The sequence below is a fragment of the Opitutaceae bacterium TAV5 genome (assembly GCA_000242935.3).
In the GTDB taxonomy this organism is placed as follows: Bacteria; Verrucomicrobiota; Verrucomicrobiia; order Opitutales; family Opitutaceae; genus Geminisphaera.
In genome coordinates this window covers 2,478,420-2,498,489 of record CP007053.1, presented here as the reverse complement: position 1 = coordinate 2,498,489, position 20,070 = coordinate 2,478,420, and the positions used below count along the sequence as shown (strand labels likewise).

Below are 20,070 nucleotides of genomic sequence, written 5' to 3'. Positions count from 1 at the left end.
GTCAATCCGGAATCAAGTCTCCCCCACGCCCACCTCCCCCTCCATCCAACCCGACCTCGATATCATGCACCCGACCACCCGCCTCCTCCCGCTCGTCGCCCTGGCCGCCCTCGCGCCCGCCCCGGCCTCCCTCGCCGCCCTGATTCTCGACGAGACGTTCGAAACCGCCCGCACCACCTCGAACCTGCCAGCCACCTCGGCCTGGTATTCCTCCCGCTCGTCATCCAGCGTCTCCTACGAGAACAGCTCGCTCACCCTCAACACCGGATCGAACTCCACGCACCTCCTCACCTGCTTCACCGACAGCGGCAGCGTCACGCTCGGCGTCGGCGAAACCCTGACCGTCGCCTTCACCTTCTCGATCGCCGGCGTCACGGATTCGGCCGGCGGCCTCCGCGTCGCCATCCTCAACTCCGGCGGCAGCCGGATTTCCGCAGACGGCCTCGGAGCCGGAAACGCCACGTTCAACGCCTATACCGGCTATGCCGCGCTGCTCAATCCCGGCGCCACTGTCGACGGCCCCGTCAGCATCCGGAAACGCGACAAGACCAACGAGGTCCTCCTCACCGGCCTCACCGCCTACACCAACTTCGGCTCCGGCGGCTCCGCCGACGCCGTCATCGCCTCCGGCCAAACCTACACCGGCACCTTCATCATCACCCGCAGCTCCGACACCGCCACGGGCATCTCCTTCAGCATCGCCGGCACTTCCCTGAACTACAGCTACACGGACTCCTCCGGACTCTTCTCCTTCGACACCCTCGCCATCGCCGGCATGAGCAATGCCTTCACCAGCCTCACGCTCTACGACGTGACGATCTCGACCTCGACTATCCCCGAGCCCCGCGCCATCCTTCTCGGCTTCGGCGTCACGGCCGGCCTCGCCACCCTCCTGTGGCGCCGCCCCCAACGCTGACCGGCTCCGCCCCGCTCCCGCCATGCGCCCCTGCCTCCCCGTCCTTGCCCTGCTCGTGCTCGCGCCGGCCCTCTCCGGCGCAGCCAGGGAGAACTCCGCCGACTGGACCGCCCCGTCCTCCCCCCGGCTCTACGTGACCGCCGCCCGGCGCGACGCCTTCAAAACCTGGTGTGCCACCGGCGAAGGCGCCGCCTCCTTCGCCCGCCTCCGCGCCGAATTCGACGCCGCCTGGCTGTCCGCGCCCCTGCCCGCCGAGCCGCAACCCTACGGCACCCCCTTCCCCGCCAACAAGGATCCCCGGGCCGTGCAGGCGTGGCGCGCCGCCCAGCGCGACGCCAGCCTGCTGACCGGCGCCGGCGAGGCCGCCGTCGTCCTCTGGCTCGCCACCGACGAGCCCCGTTACCTCGCCCTCGCCAGGGCCGCCCTCCTCGCCGGCTCCCGCTGGGCGCCCGACGGCGCCGCCGGCCTCGCCTACAACGACGAAGCCGCCTTCCGCCTCTGGCGCAAACTCCCCTTTCTCTACGACCAGCTCCGCCCCGTCCTCACCGACGCCGAACGCGCCGACCTCCTGCCCCGCCTGCGCGCCTGGGGCGCCCCCTTCTTCGACCTCGTTCACTCCGACCTGCGGGACACCCGGCGCAACTCCCTCGACTCCTCACCCCGCAGCCACTCCGTGCGCTTCGTCGCCACCGTCGGCCTGGCCGGACTCGCCCTCCTCGACGACCTGCCCGAAGCCCGCGACTGGTTCGCCTTCGCCGCCCGCTGGTATCGTGACCAGTTCCCTCCCTGGGGCGGCGACGACGGCGGCTGGTCCGAGGGCATCCGCTACTGGGAAACCGGCGTCGCCAGCGAACCCGTGCGCTTCCAGGACGCCCTCGCCCGCCTCGACCACCCCGACGCCTGGACCCATCCCTTCTGGCGACAGACCGGTTACTTCGCCGGCTACCTCCTCCAGCCCCGGCCCGCCACCTCGTTCGGCGACATCTCCGGCACCGGCAAGGTGAACCTCGACTGGAAGAACGCCCGCTTCCTCCGCAAACTCGCCCGCATCTTCGGCGACGGCCACCTGCGGGCCTTCGCCGACCTCGGCGAACCGGCGCCCCCGTATCCGCTCGCCCTCAACAACTACCCCTCCGGCATCGAATACCTCCTCTCGGATTTCGCCGATGCGGACAAACCCCTTCCCGCCACCGCCGACCTCTCGGCCCTGCCCTCCGCCCGCTGGTTCCGCGACATCGGCTGGGTCAGCCTCCACTCCGTCCTCGGCCGCCCCGCCGAGGACATCATGCTCACCTTCATCTCCAGCCCCTACGGCTCCTTCAGCCACAGCCACGCCGCGCAAAACGCCTTTATCCTCTCCGCCTGGGGCGAGGAACTCGCCGTCAACGCCGGCTACCGCGAATTCCACGGCTCTCCCCACCACGATGGCTACGTGCGCCGCACCCTCTCGAAAAACGCCCTCCTCATCGGCGGCGAAGGCCAGACCCCGCGCTCGAAGGCCGCCACCGGACGTATCCTCAGACTGGATGCCGGCGACCGCTTCATATGGACCACCGGCGACGCCACCGCCGCCTACAACGCCGGGCGCGCCTCCCCCCTGGCCGACCGGGTGTTGCGCGACATCGTCTTCGTCGATCGCCGCTACTTCGTGATCCGCGACACCGTCCGGCTCCCCCAACCCCGTGTCGTCGACTGGCTCCTCCACTCCGAAAAAACCATCGCCTGGGACGCCGTCACCCAGACCGCCCTCCTCCGCAACGACCGCGCCCGGCTCGCCGTCGCGCTCCAGAGCCTCCAGGGCCCCCTTCTCGCCGGGACCAGCGACACCTGGCCCGTGCCGCCCGACCCCGCCTGGCTCGCCCGCTTCAATCTCGCCACGCAAGGCCACCTCGCCGCGCGCACCGCCGCCCCCGCCCGCGAGCACGAGATCGTCGCCGTCCTCTGGCCCTCCGACGCCGACACCCCGCCGCCCGCCCTCACGCTCACCCGCGACGGCGACGCCACCCTCTGCACCATCACCCGTCCCGACGGCGCCACCGACCGCGTCACCTTCGCCGGCTCCGACCGCCTTCACCTCGACTAGCTCCATGCCTTCCCCCACGCCATTCCCCGCCCGCCGGTCCGGCTTCACCCTCACGGAACTGCTGACCGTCATCGCCATCATCGGCCTCCTCGCCGCCATCCTCGTCCCCGTGCTCGGCCGCATGCGCCTGACCGCCGCCAGGGCCGTCACGACCAGCAACCTCCGCCAGATCGGCACCGCCATGCAGCTCTACATGGACGACCACAAGGACAAGCTCCCCGGCCCCCTCAATACCGGCCAATACAACACCTACAACGCCACCGACCGCCGCACCCTCGGCCACCACCTCTGGAGCTACTTCGGCGCTCCCGAGCCCGGCCCCACCAACAAGATCCTGCCCGTGATCGAAAACCCCGCCCACACCCGCCTGCGCCGCAAGAGCCCCAGCCCCGTCTTTGTCGTATGCAAACGGATACAGGAGGACGACGGCACCACGCCCGCCGGCCTCGCCGACGTCAACCCCTGGGGCTACCTCAACACCGGCACCGGTGTGGAGAGCGCCTCCATCCCGGCCCCCCGCATCCCCAACCGCTCCCGCACCTGGGCCGTGGAGGATGTCGATGCCCTCCACCCCCTCGGCATCGACGCCAGCTGGAACGACTCCGTCCCCGCCCAGCCCGTCTTCGGCAACGTCCGCATGACCCTTTACTTCGACTGGCACGTGGCCGCGACCCCCGTCGACCGGCGGCAATAATCCGGCCGGCGCTCCGCGCCCTTTCCTTTTTTCATGACCCAACCCGGCATCAACCATGCCGTCGAATACGCGTCATCGGAGTCTGCCTCCTCAGGATGGTCTCCATCGGCGTCATCTTCAGGAAATTCAACCGGAACGTCGGCGACTGCTTCCGCGGCGGCTCGCAGGGCACCTGGTGGCTCGTCGGCATGAACGCCTCCATGCTCAACCTCGGCGCCGTCATCAGCATCCCCATCACCGTGCCCACGATGCTCTGCCTCTTCATCCGCCGGGTGCCCGCCTCCGCCAGACTGCCGCAGCCGCCCCCTCTACCCCTCTGGAGCCGGCGACGCGGCCTTGCTGGCAGCGGTGAACCCCGAGGCCTTGGCATCATGTGGAAAAACGCGGGATGCCGGGCAACTCCGGATTGACCAGCGCCTCCCCCAGGATCAGGCGGCGGCGCCCGGTGGGGCGGGAAAGCAGGGCGTTGATCCCCGGCGCTTCCGTCACCACCAGCACGGCGCGCGCTCCCGGCGCCACCCGGCCGTGATCGGGCAGCCCCATGATGTCGGCCGGGGCGGTGGATACGAGCGCGGCCGCCTGCTCCATCCGGGTATCGAGATGAGCGATACGGATGCTCTCGCGCAAAACCTCCAGCAGATCGTAGTCGCCCCACGCGTAAAACGCGTCGCGCACGTTGTCGCTGGCGCAGGCCACGGGACTCCCCTGCGCCAGCGCCTCGTGGATCAACGTAACACCCCGCCAGCGCGGCGTGGCCGGCGCCGCTTCCGCTCCCTCGCCGGAATAACGGCGGCCCTGGAGGTAAAGGTTGCACAACGGCAGCGAGATCAGGCGGATGCCCGCTTCCCGGACGAGCGCCAGGGTCGAGGCCGCGCGGGCCGGATCCTGCGCGGCAAGCGAACAATTGTGCCCGCAGGCCACCGGGTGCGGAAAGGCGTTGCGCAGCACGGCCTCGGCGGTCGCGCGCAGACACTCCGCATGGGCGAGCCCGCTTTCGTCCACGTGCAGGTCGAGGCCGATGCCGAGTTCCCTGGCCGCGGCCATCAGGTAGTCGAGCTGGCTCGGCAGGTCGGGATCGGGTTGCGGGAAGCCGCCGAGCGCCGATGCGTGGTGACGGGCGGCCAGGCCCATGACGGCCTTCGACGCCCCTCCCGCGAAGGCTTGCAGGCCGCACAGGGCCACGGTTTGCAGCGTGATGCGCCCGGCCCACTCTTCACGCAGGCGGTCCATGACCGCAAAGGAGGCGGCTCCGGTATTCTCGCCGGAGTCCAGGTGGGTGCGCAGCGCCACCGTGCCATGCGCCCGGGCGGACCGGAGCGCCACGGTCGCCCGGCGATAGATGTCCTCCTCATCCCAGCGGACGCTGTCCGCGCGCAGGACCGACAGCGCGTCCCGGAACTCGCCGCGCGGATTGGGGGCGCGGTCCCACGTATGCGTCTTGTCGAGATGCGTGTGGCAATCGACGAGACCGGGAAAAACCACCACGCCGCCGAGGTCCGTGCCGTCGCCGCTCCCGCCGGCCGCCGACACGCCGGTGATCCGGTCGCCCGTAATCCCGATGTCCACCTCGACCCACGGCTCCAGCGGGTCCGGCGCGGCGGGCGCGAGCCCGGCGGGGAGGCAGGCGGAAGGAACGCGGGCGCGGCGGTAAAGCATGAGAAAAGTTGGCGGGAGGAAGACGACGAGGCGAGCCGGCAGGGCAGGAATTCCGTCGTCATCGCGGTGTCCGCCGCCAGCCATCCGGACAACAGCCTGGGCCGATGACTCCGGAATCCGGATACATAGGCCGTGGCGAGGCGGGCGCGATCAGCTCCGGAGCAGCCGCTGCTGTTCCTGCTGCCGGTAGATGCCGGGGGAAAGGGTCGTGCGCAGCCTGAAAAAGCGGCTGAAATAGGACGGATCCTGGAACTGCAGTTCGTAGGCTATTTCGGCAATGGTGCGCGGCGAGTAGACGAGGAGACGTTTCGCCTCCAGCAGGATCCGGTCGTGGATATGGTCGCTCGCCGTGATGCCGGTGTGGATACGCAGTTCCTCGTTCAGGTAGGAGCGGGAGACGTTGAGAAGCTTTGCATAGTCCGACACTCGCAGGAGGCGGGGGAATTGCTGGTCGAGCGCCATGCGAAACCGCTGCGCCAGCGAGGTGGCCGCCGGGGCCGGGTGCGCGGGCTCCGGCTTGCCGGGCGTCTCCAGATGCCGCCTGATCTTGCTCAGGATGATCGTGATCAGGGCCCGCACGATGTCATCCCGGCCGACCAGCGGCCGGGCCGCCTCGGCCAGCAGTTGTCCGAAGTGCTGTCCCATCTCCGTCGCCTCGCGACCGCTGAAATGCAGAATCGGCACCACCGGCTCGTGCAGGAACGGCAGCCGTCCCAGCAGTCCGGGATAATCCGAGTCGGAGTGGAAGAACGAGTGAGGAAAACCCAGCATGATGCCGCGCGGCTCGATGCGGTGGTTCCAGGCATGCAGACGCCCCGGCGCAAAGAACGCCAGCGACTGGCCCGTAAACGCATGTTCCTCCAGATCGCATCTCAGCGTGCCCTGCCCTTCCTCGAGCCAGAGCATCTGGAAAAAATCATGCCGGTGCGGCTGGGTGCGCACCTGCCGCGGGTCCACACTCTCCTCGTAACGGAAAACATGAAACGCCCCCGGACTGCGGTAGCCCTGGATGTAGCGGGAAAAAGGCAGACTGGCCACGATGTCTGCCGACAGTGTTGAACGCGCGACTTTGATCATGGTGACACTTTCATTGCATCTCCGATGCCAGATGTGGTGTTTTTAAATACCGGCAGCCGGTACTTTTGTCGTCAGAATGGCATTCCCCTCACTTTTCATCCGGCGGGCGCGGCGGCAGAAAGGCGAACGAGGCGAACCGCTCCAGCGGAGGCGGTTTGTCGAGCATGCCGACATCGGCCAGCGCCTTGATCTGGGCCTGCAGCCGCTCCGGCTTGAGGAGGCCGATGTACTCGCCCGCGGCGGGATCGCCGGCGACGAGCCGGCTGGCATTCATCACCTGCACGGAGAAGTCGATAAACGCCTCGTCCATCTTGTCGTTGTCCGCACGGATCAGCGCCTTCGCCGCCCGGTTCTCCCCCTTCAGGAAATCGTGCCAGCCCCTGGCGGAGGCGGCGACAAAGGCGCGCACCACGTCGGGATGCTCGCGCAGGAATTTCTGGCTGGTGAAAATCACCCGGTACGGATCGTAGCCGGCTTCGGAGATGAGCAGGGTCTTCGGTTCGATGCCGTTCTTGCGCACGAAGTACGGTTCGTTGGTGATGAAGCATTGCTGGATGAAATTCCGATCGGCCATGAACTGGGCCAAGCCGTAGTTGAGCGGCACGATGTTGAGGCGGATTTTGAATTTGGCTTCCAGAAAACGCACCCAGGCCGCGCCGGGCGTGGTCATCACGGTCTTGCCGTCGAGTTCGGGGAACGAACTGACGGGATTGTCGGCGTGCAGCAGCAGCGCCTGGGGATCGTGCTGCATGAGCGCCGACACGATCACGAGGGGAAGCCCCTGTTGCACCGCCAGGAGCACATCGTCGCTCCGGCCGATGGCGAAGGCCGTCTGGCCTGTCGCCACTTTCTGGGTGCCGAACGCGCCCGGGCCGCCCTGGTTGATCGTCACGTCGAGACCGGCATCGCGATAGAGCCCGGTGGCCACGGCCTGATAAAAGCCGCCGTGCTCGGCCTGGGCATACCAGTCGGTTTGCAGCATCACGGGGATGGGTTCCCCGGCCTTGCCCGGCAATTCCGACCGGGAACAACCCGCCAGCAACGCGAGCACGACGGCTCCCGCCAGACCCGCCCAACCGGTCGACATCACGGATAAAAGACTCATGCGCCTTTATCCCAAGCAGGATGAACGCCAACCGGCCGGTTCCCCGACGCAAGTGCCCATTCTTCGGAAAAACTACCACGAGCGACACGGGTTTCCCGGTCGCCGTTCCGGGCCGGGCGCCCGTTCACCCGGTCCCCGGAAAATCAACCAACAACGGTCTGATTCCATCCGCCTGCCTCTGACCCCATCCGCCTGCCTCCAGACGCAAAAAATAACGACCAGCCCCCTTATCTAAGCGCCATTCCGGCCTGACCCCGTTCGCTTTCGCCGTTCGCTTTCCCGGAAATCAAACCGGATAGAAACGTTTATCGATGTGGTTCGGATGAGCAATCAGCCGGCTCGCGCTTGGAAAGTTCCAATCCCGCCCATTCTTCGTAATGATGGAAATTGGCTCGGGATAACGCCGGGTAAGAGGAAAGCTCACGCTCCGGGACATGGCGTCCGTAATTGTATCGTCCCGCCAGGATCAACCATGCGTTTTCGGCGTCCAACGAAACGCCCTGCGCGGCAAGCTCATCGAGCGGGATCGCCATCTCGGCCGTCCAGCCCCGATCATCGTCCCTCCAGTGATTGAGCGTGCCGTCAATTTGCGCGGCCACCCGCAAACCGCTGCGATAATCAAGCGTGCCGGGCAGCCCCTTGTGGCCGCGTCCGGGATAAAAAAACGCCGTCTTCAATCCATTGGGCGTGACATAAAACTCCCAATACCAGGAGGCCGACACCGGCCTGAGAAACAACTCCAGAGTGTCGCCCGTCTGGTAGTGCTGCCGCTGATCCTCCGTCGCCTCCTGCACCACGTCGCGATCCACGACGCGGAACGCCACATAGAGATGCCGGTCATCCCAGGCGAATTGCACGTCGCCGGGCTCCTCCGGCATGGCGCCCGAGCCATCCGGCAGCCCAAGAGGGCCTGATGGGGCCGAGCGCCACACCGCCTCGTCCAGTTTCCCGTCAACGACAACAGGCGTGTCCGTCCGCAGTGCGCGGACGACGGGGATTTTTCGAGAATGATCGGTCATGGTGGACGGTAAGGATGCGCAGCCGGGAAAAGACAGCATGCTTGCCAAGACGATCAAGACGCGCCGGTGGTGATTCATGGCTTGATCTTCTCTTCTTTGACCTGTACGCGCTCCGCCTCCGTCACCGTCCCGTCGTCGGAAGCATTGCGTGCCGTGGTTCGCAGCATGCGCACCATCACCGCCAAATCCCTGAAACCGCCCCATAGAAACCAGACCACGGTGATGAGTCCGGCGACAATGGTAATGCCCACCTTGAATCCCCACCATTGTTCCCAGGCGGAATCAGGGACGGGCCAAAAACAGTTGATTGCCGTGCCGATCAGAAAAACGAGAACGAAGAACATGGCCCAGCTGATTTTGAGCACGTAAATGACCTTGTCGCCGCGCGTGAATTCCGGTCCGACTCCGAGCCGCTGCCACCACGTCCTCCTGTTGGGGGATAGTCGGGGCTGCCTTATATGCTCGCCAGCCACCGCGTATTTACCGCGATGCAATAATTTATCCATGTTTGCCGGGGGCGTTTTGGAAAGCAGCGAAACGGTCACGTAAGCCGCCATCGCCGCGCATGCCGCGCCAAAAGACATTTGCATGCCATTAAACGGAAACGCCTCGGGCAACGAATTCCACAACCAGTAATCCGGCGAGGCCTCGCGCCAGCCGGGCAGCAACGACGGCCAGACAATGTTGCGCAGGACAATCCCGGATACGGCCAGCACCGACCCCGTGATCATTGCCGCCCATGCGCCGCCCGCCGTGCCGCGTTTCCAATACAGTCCGCCGATGATCACCGCGCCTGCTCCACCCAGATAAATGGCCCCCGTGATCTGAAAATACATGTAGATGTAGTCGTGCAGCGGAAATACCAGGCTCCAGGTGAAGGCGAACGCGGCCACGCTCAGGATCGACAACCGCAACACCCACATATGCACGCGCGGTGGGAGCGGTTTTTTGCGCAACGGCAGCAGCACATCCTGAATGAAAATGCTGCCCCACGAGTGCAGATAGGTGTTGTCCGTCGAAACGGCCGCAATGATGACAACGGCGGCGAAGATGCCCATCACGCCCACCGGCAGGATGTCACCCAGCGCCATGGGGACGAGCATCTGTTTCCGGATTTGCGCATCACCGATCTGCGACAACTGCTCCTGCACCAACGCAGCGTTCTCCGAAAACTGCGGCAGATGCAGGTAGGCGAAGACAAAGATCGGCACCATCAGGATGACAAGTCCGGTGATCATGCCTCGAAACTCGCCGAGGATGCCGGCCATGCGCGCCTCGTGGGGGGTGCGCGCGGCGGCGTTGTAGCCCTGCGATCCTTGCCAAGCCCGGGTTCCATAAACCTGCAACACGCCCATCATGAGAAAAAACCACACGTTAAAATCTGTCACATTCTGCTGTTTGAATGGATTGATGCGCGATTGCCCTTCCGGAGCGTGACGCAGCCCTTCCAATACATCGCTCCACGACATATGCCAGAGTAGGATGAACAGGATCAGCAGCATTGCGAGCGTCACGAACTGTCCCTGGATCATGTCGGTGATCATGATTGAAATCTGCCCGCCCAGCATGGTCATCGTCATGGCCACCGTCAGCAGGATGACCATGACCGGAGCGATGGTCGGGATTGACCAGCCAAGCCATTCCACCTGCTGCGGCAGACCGGTGAAATGAACCAGAAAACGCGCGCTTACCGCCGGGAAAATGCCGTAGTTGAGAATACCCGATAGCCAAGCAAGAATGCCGGAAAAGATGCGAAAATTATGGCTGTAACGCATCTCGAAAAACTGGGCCATCGTCAGAGCGCGCGTTTCGCGATAGCGATAGACCACGAAGCCGGACAGCGCCAACACAAGCCCGATGGGGGCGACCATATTTATCCACCATGCGGCAGCAAAACCTGCCTGATAGTATTTCTCGAAATTGGCTGCGATGGTGATGGCGCCAAGCGCGGTAATTCCTTGGCCGATAGAGAGAAGATAGCGGCCAGCCATGCGGTTGGCGGCAAGGAAATCGGCCACGCTATTCGTCAGGCGAGAGGCTCCCCAGCAAATCGCCAGCAGAAGAACGATGATCCCGGCCGGGATCATCCAATCGACAAAATGCATATTCAAGGGCCGGAGAAGATTAGTAACGGCGGCGTTCGCCCCAGAAGACATGCGCCTGCGCTTTTTCGATACTGCCTTCCGAAGTATTGGACGGAATCGTGGCGGGGTCGCGGGTCTCGACGTGCGTGTCAATAAAGGCGACGTTGACCTTGCCCTTGTGGACGGCAAGCAGACCGAGGGGTTTTTGTCCGGTCCAGATATTGCCGGGATTGAAAACACCGCTGTAAACAAAACGCCGGGCGTTACCCGTGGCCGACAACAAGTCGCCATCCGTGAAGAAGGCGGTTTTTCCGGGCGACCTGAGCATCTCAATGGTCTTGGCATTGCCCTTCACGTCTCCGTGATCAATATCGCCATCATACGTGCGGCAGACGGACATCACGATGCCATAGGTGCGCAGGTTGTCGCTAAGTCCGGTGAGTGGCGAGGGGTGACGGAGAAAGCTTTCCGGACAAGTGAAAACGCCAGTCTGTTTGGCACTGCTGTTCGTGCTAATCCCCAGATAGGAGCGGAGCGAATACCTGTTGTCACCCCCCACTTGCCACAGGTAGGCATCGGGCAGATGGCCGCGATTCTCGGTTATCCAGAGCTGGCCCGCCGTGGCGATCTGGCGCAGGTTGCTGACACAGAGGGCGGTTCGGGACGTGCGGCGCACACTGGAAACAACAGGCAAAATGATGCCGGCAAGAATGCCGATGATGACGATCACCACCAGCAATTCGACCAAGGTGAAAGCGGAGGCGTTTCGAGTCTGGCGGGTCGTTTTCATAGTCATTGGGTTCGTCAGTTTTGCGGTTTTGGCTTTTTGGGAGTGTTCCGATATTCTTTCAAAATTCCTGCAACGCGCTCGCGGAATCCCGCATGGGCGAAACCCACCGCATAAAAGTTTTCCTCGAAGATTTGCCGGAAGACCTCCTTCCGTTCCTCCAGCAAGGCGTGGATGTCTTCGGCGGGCGGGGGCGTTTGATCTGTCACGAGGCGGAAGAGGCGGCTTTGCTGGCGGGTGTAAGCCAGCCCGGCGCGGAGGAATTCCACGCGGGCCGCCACCGCCGTATCGACGGAGGCGATACCCGCGGCCTCGTCCAGCAGGGATTCCAGTTCGCCGAGTTGTTCCGGGGTGTAGATACGGGAAGCGACGGCGAAGAATCCCTGTCTGGAGCCCGCCTGTTTCAGCACATCCACGATTTCCTCTTCGCGGAGCGTGTCGTTGCCCGATTCCCCGCCCATGACGGCTGCGATTCTGTCGGTCAGTTCCTCCACTTTTTCAAAGTAGCGGCGGACGGGCGCGGCAGCGGCTCCGAAGCCCGTCCGGCAATAGTCGTCAACCAGCGCCATCGCATCCTGCGACGGGTCCCACAACAGACGGGCCAGCACGTAATAGTTGAGCCCTTGCGTGGCCCAGTGGTGCACGACGGCGTCAAAGTCGGCTCCGACCATCCCGGTCTCGAAGCAGCGCTTGATGTCGCGATCCAGTTTGCGGACGTAGATGGCGGGAAAGCCTTGGCCGGCGTGAAACAAGTTGGGGCGCAGGAACAGGCGGTCGGTCACGCCCGCCCAGCCCTCCCACAGGCGACGGTCCTGTTCCAGGGTGTTGTCGTTGAGATAGGTCAGCCCGACAAAGCCGATCAGGACGTTTGGGTGAAGTTTCTGCCGCAGGGGAGGGGTCCTGTAACTGGCGTAGGCATACGTGCCGAGAGTCAGGTCGGGGCGTTCCGCGGCCACCTCGGTGGCGATGCGGTTATAGAAATCCACCATGCGGTCGCTGAGCGAGGGATAGGAGAAGGCCAGCGGTTTTTCCTCGCGGATGACCCTGAAATTCAGCGGATTGCCATTGGGGGGATCGAGTCGGCGGCACGCCTCGTCCATGCAATAAAAATTCTTCCCGTCCTCGTCGTTGGGCGAGATGGAGAAGGAGATTTCGCCGGGCGACTTCGCAGCCTTGTCCAGTATGTCGCGGGCGATGGCACGGGTCAGGTCGTGGTTGGCGGCGCAGAGGCGGATGCGGCCCGGCAGCAAGGGAGCGCGGCTTCCGTCGGGTTGCAGGGCGAACCATTCGGGATGCGCCTCGCCGTGGCGTTTGAACCAGTCGTTGAAAGCGTGGGTGTAGCGGTATTGGAGACTGCCGCCCGTGCGCTGATGCCGGAACCAGTCGCCTGCCACGAGCGAGTTTTCGATGTAACGCTCCAGTGGCAGTTGATACACCGCCAGCCCCTGCTTGACCCGGCTCCCCAACGAGGAGAGGGAAGCTCCGCGTGGTCCTCGCGTGACGGGTCCCCAGTTGCGCACCCGCCGCTGGTTGAGGGCGGGCGCGTCGCGCCAGTCCGCACGGACCGCCTGTATGCGATGGGTCTTCGGGTGCACGGTTCCGTTTGGTCCCGGCCAGAGCCAGCGCACGCCGCATTCCTCCTCCAGAAAAGCCAGCGCTCCGTAAAGCGTCCCTCGTTCGCCGTGCGAGCCGTGATAGGCGCTGTCGGGTTCGTTGTCGGGTTCGCTCTTCGCGAGGCCGTCACGCCCGGCGATCAGGAGATGGTTGCCCCGGGTCACAATGCGGAATCCTTCGGGGGGGAGATTATCAGCCCCGGCATCCAGGCCGTGTTTCAATGCGCCGAGGAGAACGGCGCGGGGATAAGGCCCGCCATCTGCCAGCACGGCGTCCTTTTCGAAGACCACGGCGTTCTCGTTGAAAATGGGCACGCGCACGCCGCTCATCGCCTCGAACGCCGCCTGCAATTCCTCCGCAGCGAGTTTTTCCGCCGGGCGGGGTTTTGCCGGGACGATCAATGCCAACCGCGTTTGGCCCGCGTCTGTGTCGAGCAAGGTAAGCGGTTCGCCGTCCAGCAGTCGCTTCTGGCGGAAGGCGGGCGCGCTTTTTTTCACCGGAGCAGGCACGAACGCCTGGCGGGGGGCTTCCTCGCCGAGCGGCACGGTGTCCCATCCGGAGCGCGTGGCGGGCGCTGGCTCCTCCCCCGCAAAAACCGCCGCTCCCGCTCCGAGCCCGGAGAGGAGAGCGAGAAGCCGGGCAAAAGAGCCTCCGGAGAGGCGGCGTGTCATCGGATTTTTACTGCGCATGATGTGTTTTGGTGGTCGAAGAGGGCATGATGTCTGGTGTCGGAGGGAGATTGCGGCATGGGTTATCGCGACCGGGCCGCGCGGATTTTCCTGACGGCGAGCAACCCCGCGATGGCGGCGAGTCCGATAAGAATGCCGGTGGCGCGGGGTTCGGGGACAACCGCCGAGGCGATCACACTGAGAACCCCGGCGGATGCCAGTTGAGTCGTATCCCAATCGAGACTGCTCCCCTTCCATGTGTAGGGAAGCGCCACGCTGGAAAAGCTCCCGGCAGTCTCCGCCGAGAAAAGGGTGAAGCTGACGCTTTGGCCGTCTGTCAGGACAAGGTCCTCAAGGAACGACACGTTGAGGGTGCCGCCAAGCGTCAGCGTCTTGCCTGCGGCAACCGTGAAGGACCAGTAATCCTCGCCGCGCGTCTGCCCGCCCAGGGCCAGCGAGACTGTCGCGTCCGAGGCAAGCGTTACGTCGTTGGCGAAATTGAGGATGCTCGTGTTGCGGGCATCTTGCAGAGTTCCGTGAACCGTAACAGCCCCGCTGATACGGCCCGCGCCGCCGAGGGCGCCGCCGGCCTGCACCTCTACAGCGCCCGTCCCCGTGCCGCTGGTGTCTGAGTCGGCGTTGTCCACGAGCAGCGTGCCGCCGGAGATTTGGGTGCCGCCGGTGTAGGTGCTGGCCGCTTCGAGAATTGTCGTACCGGCGTCCTGCCGCAGCTTGACTTTTCCCGTAATGGCGATGACGCCCCCGTCTTTTGTCACGAAGCGATAATCTGTGTTCGTGTGATTGAAGTGCAGTTCCGAGTTGTTGCCGCTGGCGGCGACCGTGGCCACGTTGAGCGTGCCCGCGGCCTTCGTCGTGGTCCGCCCGCCGATGTAGAGGTAGCCGGTGTAGGTGCTGCCGCTGCCGAGTGTCAGCGTGTTGGCTGTGACCGATCCGCCATTGCTGACTTCAAGGTAACCGCTCGCGTTGGCTTGGCGGCCGAGAGTGATTGTGTTCATTGTCAGCGAACCGCCGTCCACCGTCACGTAGCCGGTGCCGCTGGCGGTGTTGCCTACATACAAATCGTTGGTGCTGCTGACGGTGCCGCCGCTGTTGACGGTAAGCGTCCCGGCGTAGCCAAGCTGAATTAGGCCGCCCGCAATCACGGAACCGCCCGCATTGACTTCCAACGTGCCTTCTTGGGCATTCGCACCAACGCCCAGACTGATCGACGAAGTGGAACCCATGGTGAGCGTGTAGCCCGTGATGGAGAGACGGCCTGTGCCTTGGGTTCCTCCGATGGTCATCGTCCCGGAGGACGCGTTAGCCGAGATGATTTTTGTCCAGCCTCCGTTATAAATTTGGACCGTATTGGCGGTAGTAGGGATGGATGTGCCGGTCCAGTTTGCGGCCGTGTGCCAATCGCCCCCTTCGGGATCAGAATTGATCCACGATGCGGCTCGCGAAGTGCTTACACCGCCCATGAGCGGCGCCAGTGCCAGTAAAAGGGTGCGAGCAACGGCGGTTAGACGTTTGGGGCGGGACAGACATCTGTCCCTCCCATGCGCGTTACGGTTACGGAGGGTGATGGTGTCGATGTTTTTCATGTGTTTTTGGCGTTGATTGCGATGGTTACAGATGGCGAAGGAGGCATGGGCGGCGGGGAGACAGGCGTGGGATGGTGGCGGTGAAAACGAGACTGGCTGAGATTAACCCGGATACCGCGATTGAGGCTCAAGCGGTGAGGTTTTCGGTTTTCAGTTTCATATGGGTGTAATGAAGAGACTGTAGCCAATGCATGCTACCGGGTCACTCCATAGTCAATATAATTTCAATTAACTTCTTTAAAATTAAAAGATACAAGCAAAACCCATGCCAATCGCCATCACATCGGGAGGCCGGCATGGCGACCGCCGGCCTCTCGGCACGACGGGACCGGGAGCCGCGGAGGGGGGGCTTCCAATCAGTTCTACTTTGGTAAAATGACCGAAGACCACGGACGCGAATAGCCACGCCCCTGCTACAAACCCGCTCTTGCCTGTAGGGGCGTGCCTCGTGCGCGTCCGGTTTGGTTCAATTTACCAAAGTAGAACTAGTTTCAATAAAGTTCCATGAAACTTGTCTTGTTCTCCGACCTCGCGCCTGTTTGAAAAAAACCGAACCCAAGCCATGCCCACGACCCCCGTCCGAACCAAACGAGCCAAAGTAAAATTGTCCGACCTCGCGAAAGCCGCGGGCGTGTCGCTGTCCACGGCCTCGCTGGCCGTCCGCAACGACCCGATCATCCGACCGGAGCTGCGCCGGCAAATCTCCGAGCTGCGGGAGCGCATGGGATATGTGCCCCTGCGGCGCAGCAGCGCGGCAATCGCCGCCGGGACATCGCACAAGCTGCTCTTCTCGCTCGTGGATCGCTCGCTGGAGGAAGACCCCTACAGCGCGATCCTCAACGGGGTGATCTTCGGCTGCCGGAGGCGCGGGTGCGCACTCACCATGAGCGACACCGACGGGACGGTGCCTCCGGACAAGGATGCGCACCGCAACCTCGCCGGCGTGATCCTCGCCGGAGTTGTCACCGAGGACATCGTGGAGGCCTACCGGAGCCGGGGGCTGGCGGTGGTCGTGGTCGGCGCCCACCACTTCTCCTCGGCCGTCCATTCCGTGCAGGTCGATCTCTTCGAGGCCGCGCGGATGACCGTCCGCCGGGCACTGGAGGACGGAGCGCGCCACTTCGTCTATTTCGCGAAAAACCTGGAGACGGACGTGGGCAAGTATTTCCTGCTCTACCTGCGTTCCACGCTGGAGGACCACGGTCTGGAACTGCCTGCCCCGAACGTGTTTCTGGCCGATTACCGGGACGAGGCCCGGGTCTCCTCGCAACTCGAACGCCTAGGCCGGCACCTCCGGCCGGACACCGCGGTCTTCACCAACGGGCTGGAACATGCGGACGTCTATCGGACCTTTCTCGCGCTCTCGAAGCGGAATTCGCGCGTTTATTCGATCTCGTATTCGGACAGTCCGATCAACCATCGCAACTACCCGTGCCTGAACATCGATCTGAACCAAGCGGGGCGGATCGCGGTGGACCGGCTCTGCCTCATCATCGAGGCGGACGACGACGACGCGCCGGATTGCTACACCTGCCTGCTGCGCCCGGACGGCTGGCTCCCCCGTGCCAGCGTGGCGCAATAAGTCGGTTCTTCGCGGAATGGTGAAGGGTCACGTAAAGGGTCAAACCTTTACTTTGATATTTTCAAAAACAGGCCGAACGGGCCAAAGGGTCACTGGCTGGAGTTGACGAGCGACGTGCCGGCCTTGCGGGCGATCATTTCGGTGAGGCGCTGGACCTCAAGCTCGGCGTTGCGCCGCTCGATCCGCGCCAGCTCCACGCGGCGGTTCAGTTCGAAAGTGTCCTTGTGCAGCGTCTCCAATCCGGCGCGCAGCTCCGTGAGCTGTTTTTCCAGCGTGGCGATCTCCGCGGCGCGGGCGGTGGCGGTTTCACGGGCGGTTTTGGTATCGGCGGCGATCTTCGCGCTCTCGGCCCCCTGGCGCGCCTGTTTTTCCTCCTCCTTCTTCTTTTCCTCGGCCTGGCGTTCCGCGGCGCGGCATCACGCAAAAATGCTTACCCAAAAACACCCGTGCTCAACTGAGCGCTGGCGCCGTGAATCCCACGCATGGCAACCCTCGACTATCAGCGCACTGTTTTTGCCTACCATGGTTGCGACCGGCACGCGGCGAAGCGTATCCTGGACGGCGATACGTTCCGTTCCAGTGACAACGACTACGACTGGCTCGGGCGCGGCATTTATTTTTGGGAATACGGCCCCGAGCGCGCCCTCCAGTGGGCCAGAGAGACAGGATGGAAGCGACGGCCCAAGCCATCCAGGCGCTTCCAACCCGCCGTGGTCGGCGCGGTCATCCACCTAGGCCGCTGCCTGGATTTGCTGGATGTGCGCTACACCACGGCATTGCGAGATATTTATCCGGAGTTTGTCCAGCTTCACCGGGATACTGGAGTGGATCTCCCCAAAAATTCAGGGATAATGGACAGCTCCGGTCTCCCGTTTTTGAGGCGGCTTGATTGAGCAATGCTGAACTGGGGTGTTCCTGCATCATGGAAAAATCCCACATCCAGATCGTTGTGCGTGATCCGGCCTGCATCGTCGGTGTTTTTCAGCCGCGCAGTCACTCTTGACCATTCCCCCCTGCTTACGCATCGTTCTTTCCATGGTCGCCGCCCGCAAGAAAACAAAAAAAGCCATCAAACCTCCAATGACAGTCGATGAGCTTGTTGACGCTACGATCAAGCACGTCAAAAGCATGACCCTTGAAGAAGGCATCCAGTCACTTATCGACGCTGGCATTTACACCTCTCGCGGCTACCTCGCCAAACCCTATCGTGTGCCCGGCGAAAAAGTCCCTCGCCTCAAGATCCTCCCCGGCCAGTTGAGGGCGAAGGCGGTGGCGAAAGTGAAATAATCCCTTCTCCGTTTTTGCTCATGCTGGCTCTCCATGGTCGCTGTCCGAAAAAAACGAAGAAAATCTCTGTCACGTCTTCCCGCCCCATGACCGTTGACGAGATCGTTGCCGCGACTATCCAGGACATCAAGAGCATGACCAAGGAGGACTGAATCCTTTCGCTCGTGGATGCGGGCATTCTCACCCCTCGCGGTTATCTTGCCAAACCCTACCGTGTGCCCGGACAGAAGCTCGTTCGCACTCCCATCCCGGCGCGCAAGCCGAAGGCCAAAGCGACGGCGTGATACCCCCCCCACGGCAAGCCATAAAGGGGCAAGCCTTTACTTTTGATATTTTCAAAAACAGGCCGAACGGGGCCCAAGGGTCACTCGCTGGAGTTGACGAGCGACGTGCCGGCCTTGCGGGCGATCATTTCGGTGAGGCGCTGGACCTCGAGCTCGGCGTTGCGCCGCTCGATCCGCGCCAGTTCCACGCGGCGGTTCAGTTCGAAGGTGTCCTTGTGCAGCGTCTCCAGCCCGGCCCGCAGCTCCGTGAGCTGTTTTTCCAGCGTGGCGATTTCCGCGGCGCGGGCGGTGGCGGTTTCGCGGGCGGTTTTGGTGTCGGCGGCGATCTTCGCGCTCTCGGCCTCCTGGCGCGCCTGTTTTTCCTCCTCCTTCTTCTTTTCCTCGGCCTGGCGCTCGGCGGCACGGCGGGCGGCGTCCTCACGCGCTTTCGCCTCGGCCTCCGCTTTCTTCGCCGTTTCGGCCTGCTCCAGCCGGAGCGTCTCCGCTTCCTTCTGCAAGGCCAGCTCGGCGGCGTGCTTCGTGTGATTCCAGTAAACGCCACCGAACAGCGCGACAAGGACGAGAGGAACGATCAGGTAAAAGCGGTTCATTTGAGATGGAAGTTTGAAGTTGGTAGTTGGGAATTTGCGGTTTGTCGTTGGAAATTGGTGACAGGGGGATGCGTTTACCGGGGGTGCCGCAACTGGCCGCAATCCCTTTCGATCAAGATCAACCGCGAATGAACGCGAATAGACGCGTACCGAGCGCAGCGACAGTCTGACATCCAGAAAGACGGATGACGTACATAATTATCCAAACATGAGTTTATTGTATTTTATTCGCGGCCATTCGCGTTCATTCGCGGTTAAAAAACGATCAGGTAAACCGTATTGCGGCTAGCTGCCGGCGGGGGCCGGAGGAACGATGCCTCCGGGCGGGATCTTGCTGATGACACCCTCGAGCGCCCGCTGGTTGGCCCGGACTTTTTCAACGTAGGTCTTCAGGAACGCCTCCTCGGCCAGCGCGGCTTCGTGGACGGTTTTCACCGACGCGATGTCCGCCTGCACCGCAGCCACGTCTTTCTTCAACTGGTCGAGCCGGCGGCCGGATTGCTGCATGTCGGAATACGCCTTGTCGCGCTCGTCGAGCGCGCGCTGGCGGGCTTCCTTCGCGGCCTGCTCCTGCGCCTCCTTTTCGGCGCGCTCTTTTTTTCGCTGCTCCTGGAGCGCCACCGCTTCCTCGATCGCCTTGCGGCGCGCCTCGGCCTCGGCTTTCAGGCTCTCCTCCTTTTCGGCGCGGATTGCGGCCTGTTTGGCCATCTCCCGCTCCTGATAGCCGCTGCGGAAATTCCAGTAAAAACCTCCGAAGGCGAGGACGGCAATGATGGGTGCGAGAAAGTAGGCTTTGTTCATGGCGGGTGTGGAAGTTGGTCGTTCGAAGTTCGAAGGGGCGTTCTAAAAATTCATTTTTGAACAGAAGGAAACAAAGGTAACGAAGGTAAAACAGAGAAATCCATGAATAATAACTTATTGATTTTAATAAATTTAAAGAAGAATGAACGGTAAGCGTTTCTGGTTGTTCTTCGTTCTCTTCGTTGCCTTCTGTTCAATTTTCAGATCCCTCTGTAGTTG

General features: G+C 63.2%; 22 protein-coding genes. 11 read left to right on the top strand and 11 right to left on the bottom strand.

The window, feature by feature from the left end; translation table 11 throughout:
- Positions 1–64: 64 nt before the first annotated feature.
- The 4 genes from OPIT5_10960 (at position 65) to OPIT5_10945 (ending at position 4,103) form a co-directional block, all read left to right on the top strand.
- Positions 65–916: a hypothetical protein gene (locus tag OPIT5_10960; protein AHF90637.1), complete on the top strand. Its 852-nt coding sequence runs from the start codon at positions 65–67 to the stop codon at positions 914–916.
- A gap of 22 nt (positions 917–938) precedes the next feature.
- Positions 939–2,999: a heparinase gene (locus tag OPIT5_10955; protein ID AHF90636.1), complete on the top strand. Its 2,061-nt coding sequence runs from the start codon at positions 939–941 to the stop codon at positions 2,997–2,999.
- A gap of 4 nt (positions 3,000–3,003) precedes the next feature.
- Positions 3,004–3,693, top strand: coding sequence for a hypothetical protein (locus OPIT5_10950; GenBank protein ID AHF90635.1), 690 nt, complete (start codon positions 3,004–3,006; stop codon positions 3,691–3,693).
- Between the two features lie 95 nt (positions 3,694–3,788).
- Positions 3,789–4,103, top strand: coding sequence for a hypothetical protein (locus tag OPIT5_10945; protein ID AHF94301.1), 315 nt, complete (start codon positions 3,789–3,791; stop codon positions 4,101–4,103).
- On the opposite strand, the gene OPIT5_10940 is transcribed toward OPIT5_10945, so the two are convergent.
- From OPIT5_10940 to OPIT5_10930, 3 genes are all read right to left on the bottom strand, one after another.
- A complete protein-coding gene (locus OPIT5_10940) occupies positions 4,063–5,433 on the bottom strand; it encodes a cytosine deaminase (protein AHF90634.1) in 1,371 nt (456 codons plus the stop codon). The two genes, OPIT5_10945 and OPIT5_10940, sit on opposite strands and share 41 nt — an antisense overlap.
- Positions 5,434–5,499: 66 nt before the next feature.
- Positions 5,500–6,426, bottom strand: a complete 927-nt coding sequence (locus tag OPIT5_10935; protein ID AHF90633.1) for an AraC family transcriptional regulator — start codon at positions 6,424–6,426, stop codon at positions 5,500–5,502.
- Between the two features lie 88 nt (positions 6,427–6,514).
- Positions 6,515–7,513: a myristoyl transferase gene (locus OPIT5_10930; protein ID AHF90632.1), complete on the bottom strand. Its 999-nt coding sequence runs from the start codon at positions 7,511–7,513 to the stop codon at positions 6,515–6,517.
- Between the two features lie 16 nt (positions 7,514–7,529).
- Between OPIT5_10930 and OPIT5_10925 the strand changes: the two genes are divergently transcribed.
- Positions 7,530–7,766: a hypothetical protein gene (locus OPIT5_10925; GenBank protein ID AHF94300.1), complete on the top strand. Its 237-nt coding sequence runs from the start codon at positions 7,530–7,532 to the stop codon at positions 7,764–7,766.
- A gap of 70 nt (positions 7,767–7,836) precedes the next feature.
- Here OPIT5_10925 and OPIT5_10920 read toward each other — a convergent pair whose 3' ends face one another.
- From OPIT5_10920 to OPIT5_10900, 5 genes are all read right to left on the bottom strand, one after another.
- Entirely contained in the window at positions 7,837–8,550 is a 714-nt protein-coding gene (locus OPIT5_10920) for a hypothetical protein (GenBank protein ID AHF90631.1), read from the bottom strand.
- Between the two features lie 74 nt (positions 8,551–8,624).
- Positions 8,625–10,655: a sodium:solute symporter gene (locus tag OPIT5_10915; GenBank protein ID AHF90630.1), complete on the bottom strand. Its 2,031-nt coding sequence runs from the start codon at positions 10,653–10,655 to the stop codon at positions 8,625–8,627.
- Between the two features lie 19 nt (positions 10,656–10,674).
- The gene (locus OPIT5_10910) at positions 10,675–11,424 is read right to left on the bottom strand and encodes an N-terminal cleavage protein (protein ID AHF90629.1); all 750 of its coding nucleotides are present in this window, start codon (positions 11,422–11,424) and stop codon (positions 10,675–10,677) included.
- 14 nt (positions 11,425–11,438) lie between these two features.
- The gene (locus tag OPIT5_10905; protein ID AHF94299.1) at positions 11,439–13,706 is read right to left on the bottom strand and encodes a hypothetical protein; all 2,268 of its coding nucleotides are present in this window, start codon (positions 13,704–13,706) and stop codon (positions 11,439–11,441) included.
- 80 nt (positions 13,707–13,786) lie between these two features.
- On the bottom strand, positions 13,787–15,007 hold the full coding sequence (locus OPIT5_10900) for a hypothetical protein (GenBank protein AHF94298.1): 1,221 nt from the start codon (positions 15,005–15,007) through the stop codon (positions 13,787–13,789).
- An 862-nt stretch (positions 15,008–15,869) separates the two neighbouring features.
- Between OPIT5_10900 and OPIT5_10895 the strand changes: the two genes are divergently transcribed.
- Positions 15,870–16,889: a hypothetical protein gene (locus OPIT5_10895; GenBank protein AHF94297.1), complete on the top strand. Its 1,020-nt coding sequence runs from the start codon at positions 15,870–15,872 to the stop codon at positions 16,887–16,889.
- A gap of 89 nt (positions 16,890–16,978) precedes the next feature.
- Here OPIT5_10895 and OPIT5_10890 read toward each other — a convergent pair whose 3' ends face one another.
- The gene (locus tag OPIT5_10890; protein ID AHF94296.1) at positions 16,979–17,086 is read right to left on the bottom strand and encodes a hypothetical protein; all 108 of its coding nucleotides are present in this window, start codon (positions 17,084–17,086) and stop codon (positions 16,979–16,981) included.
- A gap of 27 nt (positions 17,087–17,113) precedes the next feature.
- Here OPIT5_10890 and OPIT5_10885 point away from each other — a divergent pair, with 27 nt between their 5' ends.
- The 5 genes from OPIT5_10885 to OPIT5_10865 all read left to right on the top strand — a co-directional run bounded on the left by OPIT5_10885 (position 17,114) and on the right by OPIT5_10865 (position 18,460).
- Positions 17,114–17,347, top strand: coding sequence for a hypothetical protein (locus tag OPIT5_10885; GenBank protein ID AHF94295.1), 234 nt, complete (start codon positions 17,114–17,116; stop codon positions 17,345–17,347).
- Positions 17,348–17,371: 24 nt separating this feature from the next.
- The gene (locus OPIT5_10880) at positions 17,372–17,782 is read left to right on the top strand and encodes a hypothetical protein (protein ID AHF94294.1); all 411 of its coding nucleotides are present in this window, start codon (positions 17,372–17,374) and stop codon (positions 17,780–17,782) included.
- 142 nt (positions 17,783–17,924) lie between these two features.
- Entirely contained in the window at positions 17,925–18,176 is a 252-nt protein-coding gene (locus OPIT5_10875; GenBank protein AHF94293.1) for a hypothetical protein, read from the top strand.
- 20 nt (positions 18,177–18,196) lie between these two features.
- On the top strand, positions 18,197–18,328 hold the full coding sequence (locus OPIT5_10870) for a hypothetical protein (protein AHF94292.1): 132 nt from the start codon (positions 18,197–18,199) through the stop codon (positions 18,326–18,328).
- Between the two features lie 12 nt (positions 18,329–18,340).
- The gene (locus tag OPIT5_10865; protein ID AHF94291.1) at positions 18,341–18,460 is read left to right on the top strand and encodes a hypothetical protein; all 120 of its coding nucleotides are present in this window, start codon (positions 18,341–18,343) and stop codon (positions 18,458–18,460) included.
- Positions 18,461–18,540: 80 nt separating this feature from the next.
- Here OPIT5_10865 and OPIT5_10860 read toward each other — a convergent pair whose 3' ends face one another.
- Positions 18,541–19,050, bottom strand: coding sequence for a hypothetical protein (locus OPIT5_10860; protein AHF90628.1), 510 nt, complete (start codon positions 19,048–19,050; stop codon positions 18,541–18,543).
- Between the two features lie 285 nt (positions 19,051–19,335).
- Positions 19,336–19,851, bottom strand: a complete 516-nt coding sequence (locus OPIT5_10855) for a hypothetical protein (protein ID AHF90627.1) — start codon at positions 19,849–19,851, stop codon at positions 19,336–19,338.
- Positions 19,852–20,070 lie beyond the last annotated feature (219 nt).

What these genes read in the sequence shown, in the direction of transcription:
- OPIT5_10960 (AHF90637.1), top strand. Translation starts at nt 65, where the DNA reads ATGCACCCGACCACCCGCCTCCTCCCGCTCGTCGCCCTGGCCGCCCTC.
- OPIT5_10955 (AHF90636.1), top strand. Translation starts at nt 939, where the DNA reads ATGCGCCCCTGCCTCCCCGTCCTTGCCCTGCTCGTGCTCGCGCCGGCC.
- OPIT5_10950 (AHF90635.1), top strand. Translation starts at nt 3,004, where the DNA reads ATGCCTTCCCCCACGCCATTCCCCGCCCGCCGGTCCGGCTTCACCCTC.
- OPIT5_10945 (AHF94301.1), top strand. Translation starts at nt 3,789, where the DNA reads ATGGTCTCCATCGGCGTCATCTTCAGGAAATTCAACCGGAACGTCGGC.
- OPIT5_10940 (AHF90634.1), bottom strand. Translation starts at nt 5,433, where the DNA reads ATGGCTGGCGGCGGACACCGCGATGACGACGGAATTCCTGCCCTGCCG.
- OPIT5_10935 (AHF90633.1), bottom strand. Translation starts at nt 6,426, where the DNA reads ATGATCAAAGTCGCGCGTTCAACACTGTCGGCAGACATCGTGGCCAGT.
- OPIT5_10930 (AHF90632.1), bottom strand. Translation starts at nt 7,513, where the DNA reads ATGTCGACCGGTTGGGCGGGTCTGGCGGGAGCCGTCGTGCTCGCGTTG.
- OPIT5_10925 (AHF94300.1), top strand. Translation starts at nt 7,530, where the DNA reads ATGCGCCTTTATCCCAAGCAGGATGAACGCCAACCGGCCGGTTCCCCG.
- OPIT5_10920 (AHF90631.1), bottom strand. Translation starts at nt 8,550, where the DNA reads ATGACCGATCATTCTCGAAAAATCCCCGTCGTCCGCGCACTGCGGACG.
- OPIT5_10915 (AHF90630.1), bottom strand. Translation starts at nt 10,655, where the DNA reads ATGCATTTTGTCGATTGGATGATCCCGGCCGGGATCATCGTTCTTCTG.
- OPIT5_10910 (AHF90629.1), bottom strand. Translation starts at nt 11,424, where the DNA reads ATGAAAACGACCCGCCAGACTCGAAACGCCTCCGCTTTCACCTTGGTC.
- OPIT5_10905 (AHF94299.1), bottom strand. Translation starts at nt 13,706, where the DNA reads ATGACACGCCGCCTCTCCGGAGGCTCTTTTGCCCGGCTTCTCGCTCTC.
- OPIT5_10900 (AHF94298.1), bottom strand. Translation starts at nt 15,007, where the DNA reads ATGACCATCGGAGGAACCCAAGGCACAGGCCGTCTCTCCATCACGGGC.
- OPIT5_10895 (AHF94297.1), top strand. Translation starts at nt 15,870, where the DNA reads ATGCCCACGACCCCCGTCCGAACCAAACGAGCCAAAGTAAAATTGTCC.
- OPIT5_10880 (AHF94294.1), top strand. Translation starts at nt 17,372, where the DNA reads ATGGCAACCCTCGACTATCAGCGCACTGTTTTTGCCTACCATGGTTGC.
- OPIT5_10875 (AHF94293.1), top strand. Translation starts at nt 17,925, where the DNA reads ATGGTCGCCGCCCGCAAGAAAACAAAAAAAGCCATCAAACCTCCAATG.
- OPIT5_10870 (AHF94292.1), top strand. Translation starts at nt 18,197, where the DNA reads ATGCTGGCTCTCCATGGTCGCTGTCCGAAAAAAACGAAGAAAATCTCT.
- OPIT5_10860 (AHF90628.1), bottom strand. Translation starts at nt 19,050, where the DNA reads ATGAACCGCTTTTACCTGATCGTTCCTCTCGTCCTTGTCGCGCTGTTC.
- OPIT5_10855 (AHF90627.1), bottom strand. Translation starts at nt 19,851, where the DNA reads ATGAACAAAGCCTACTTTCTCGCACCCATCATTGCCGTCCTCGCCTTC.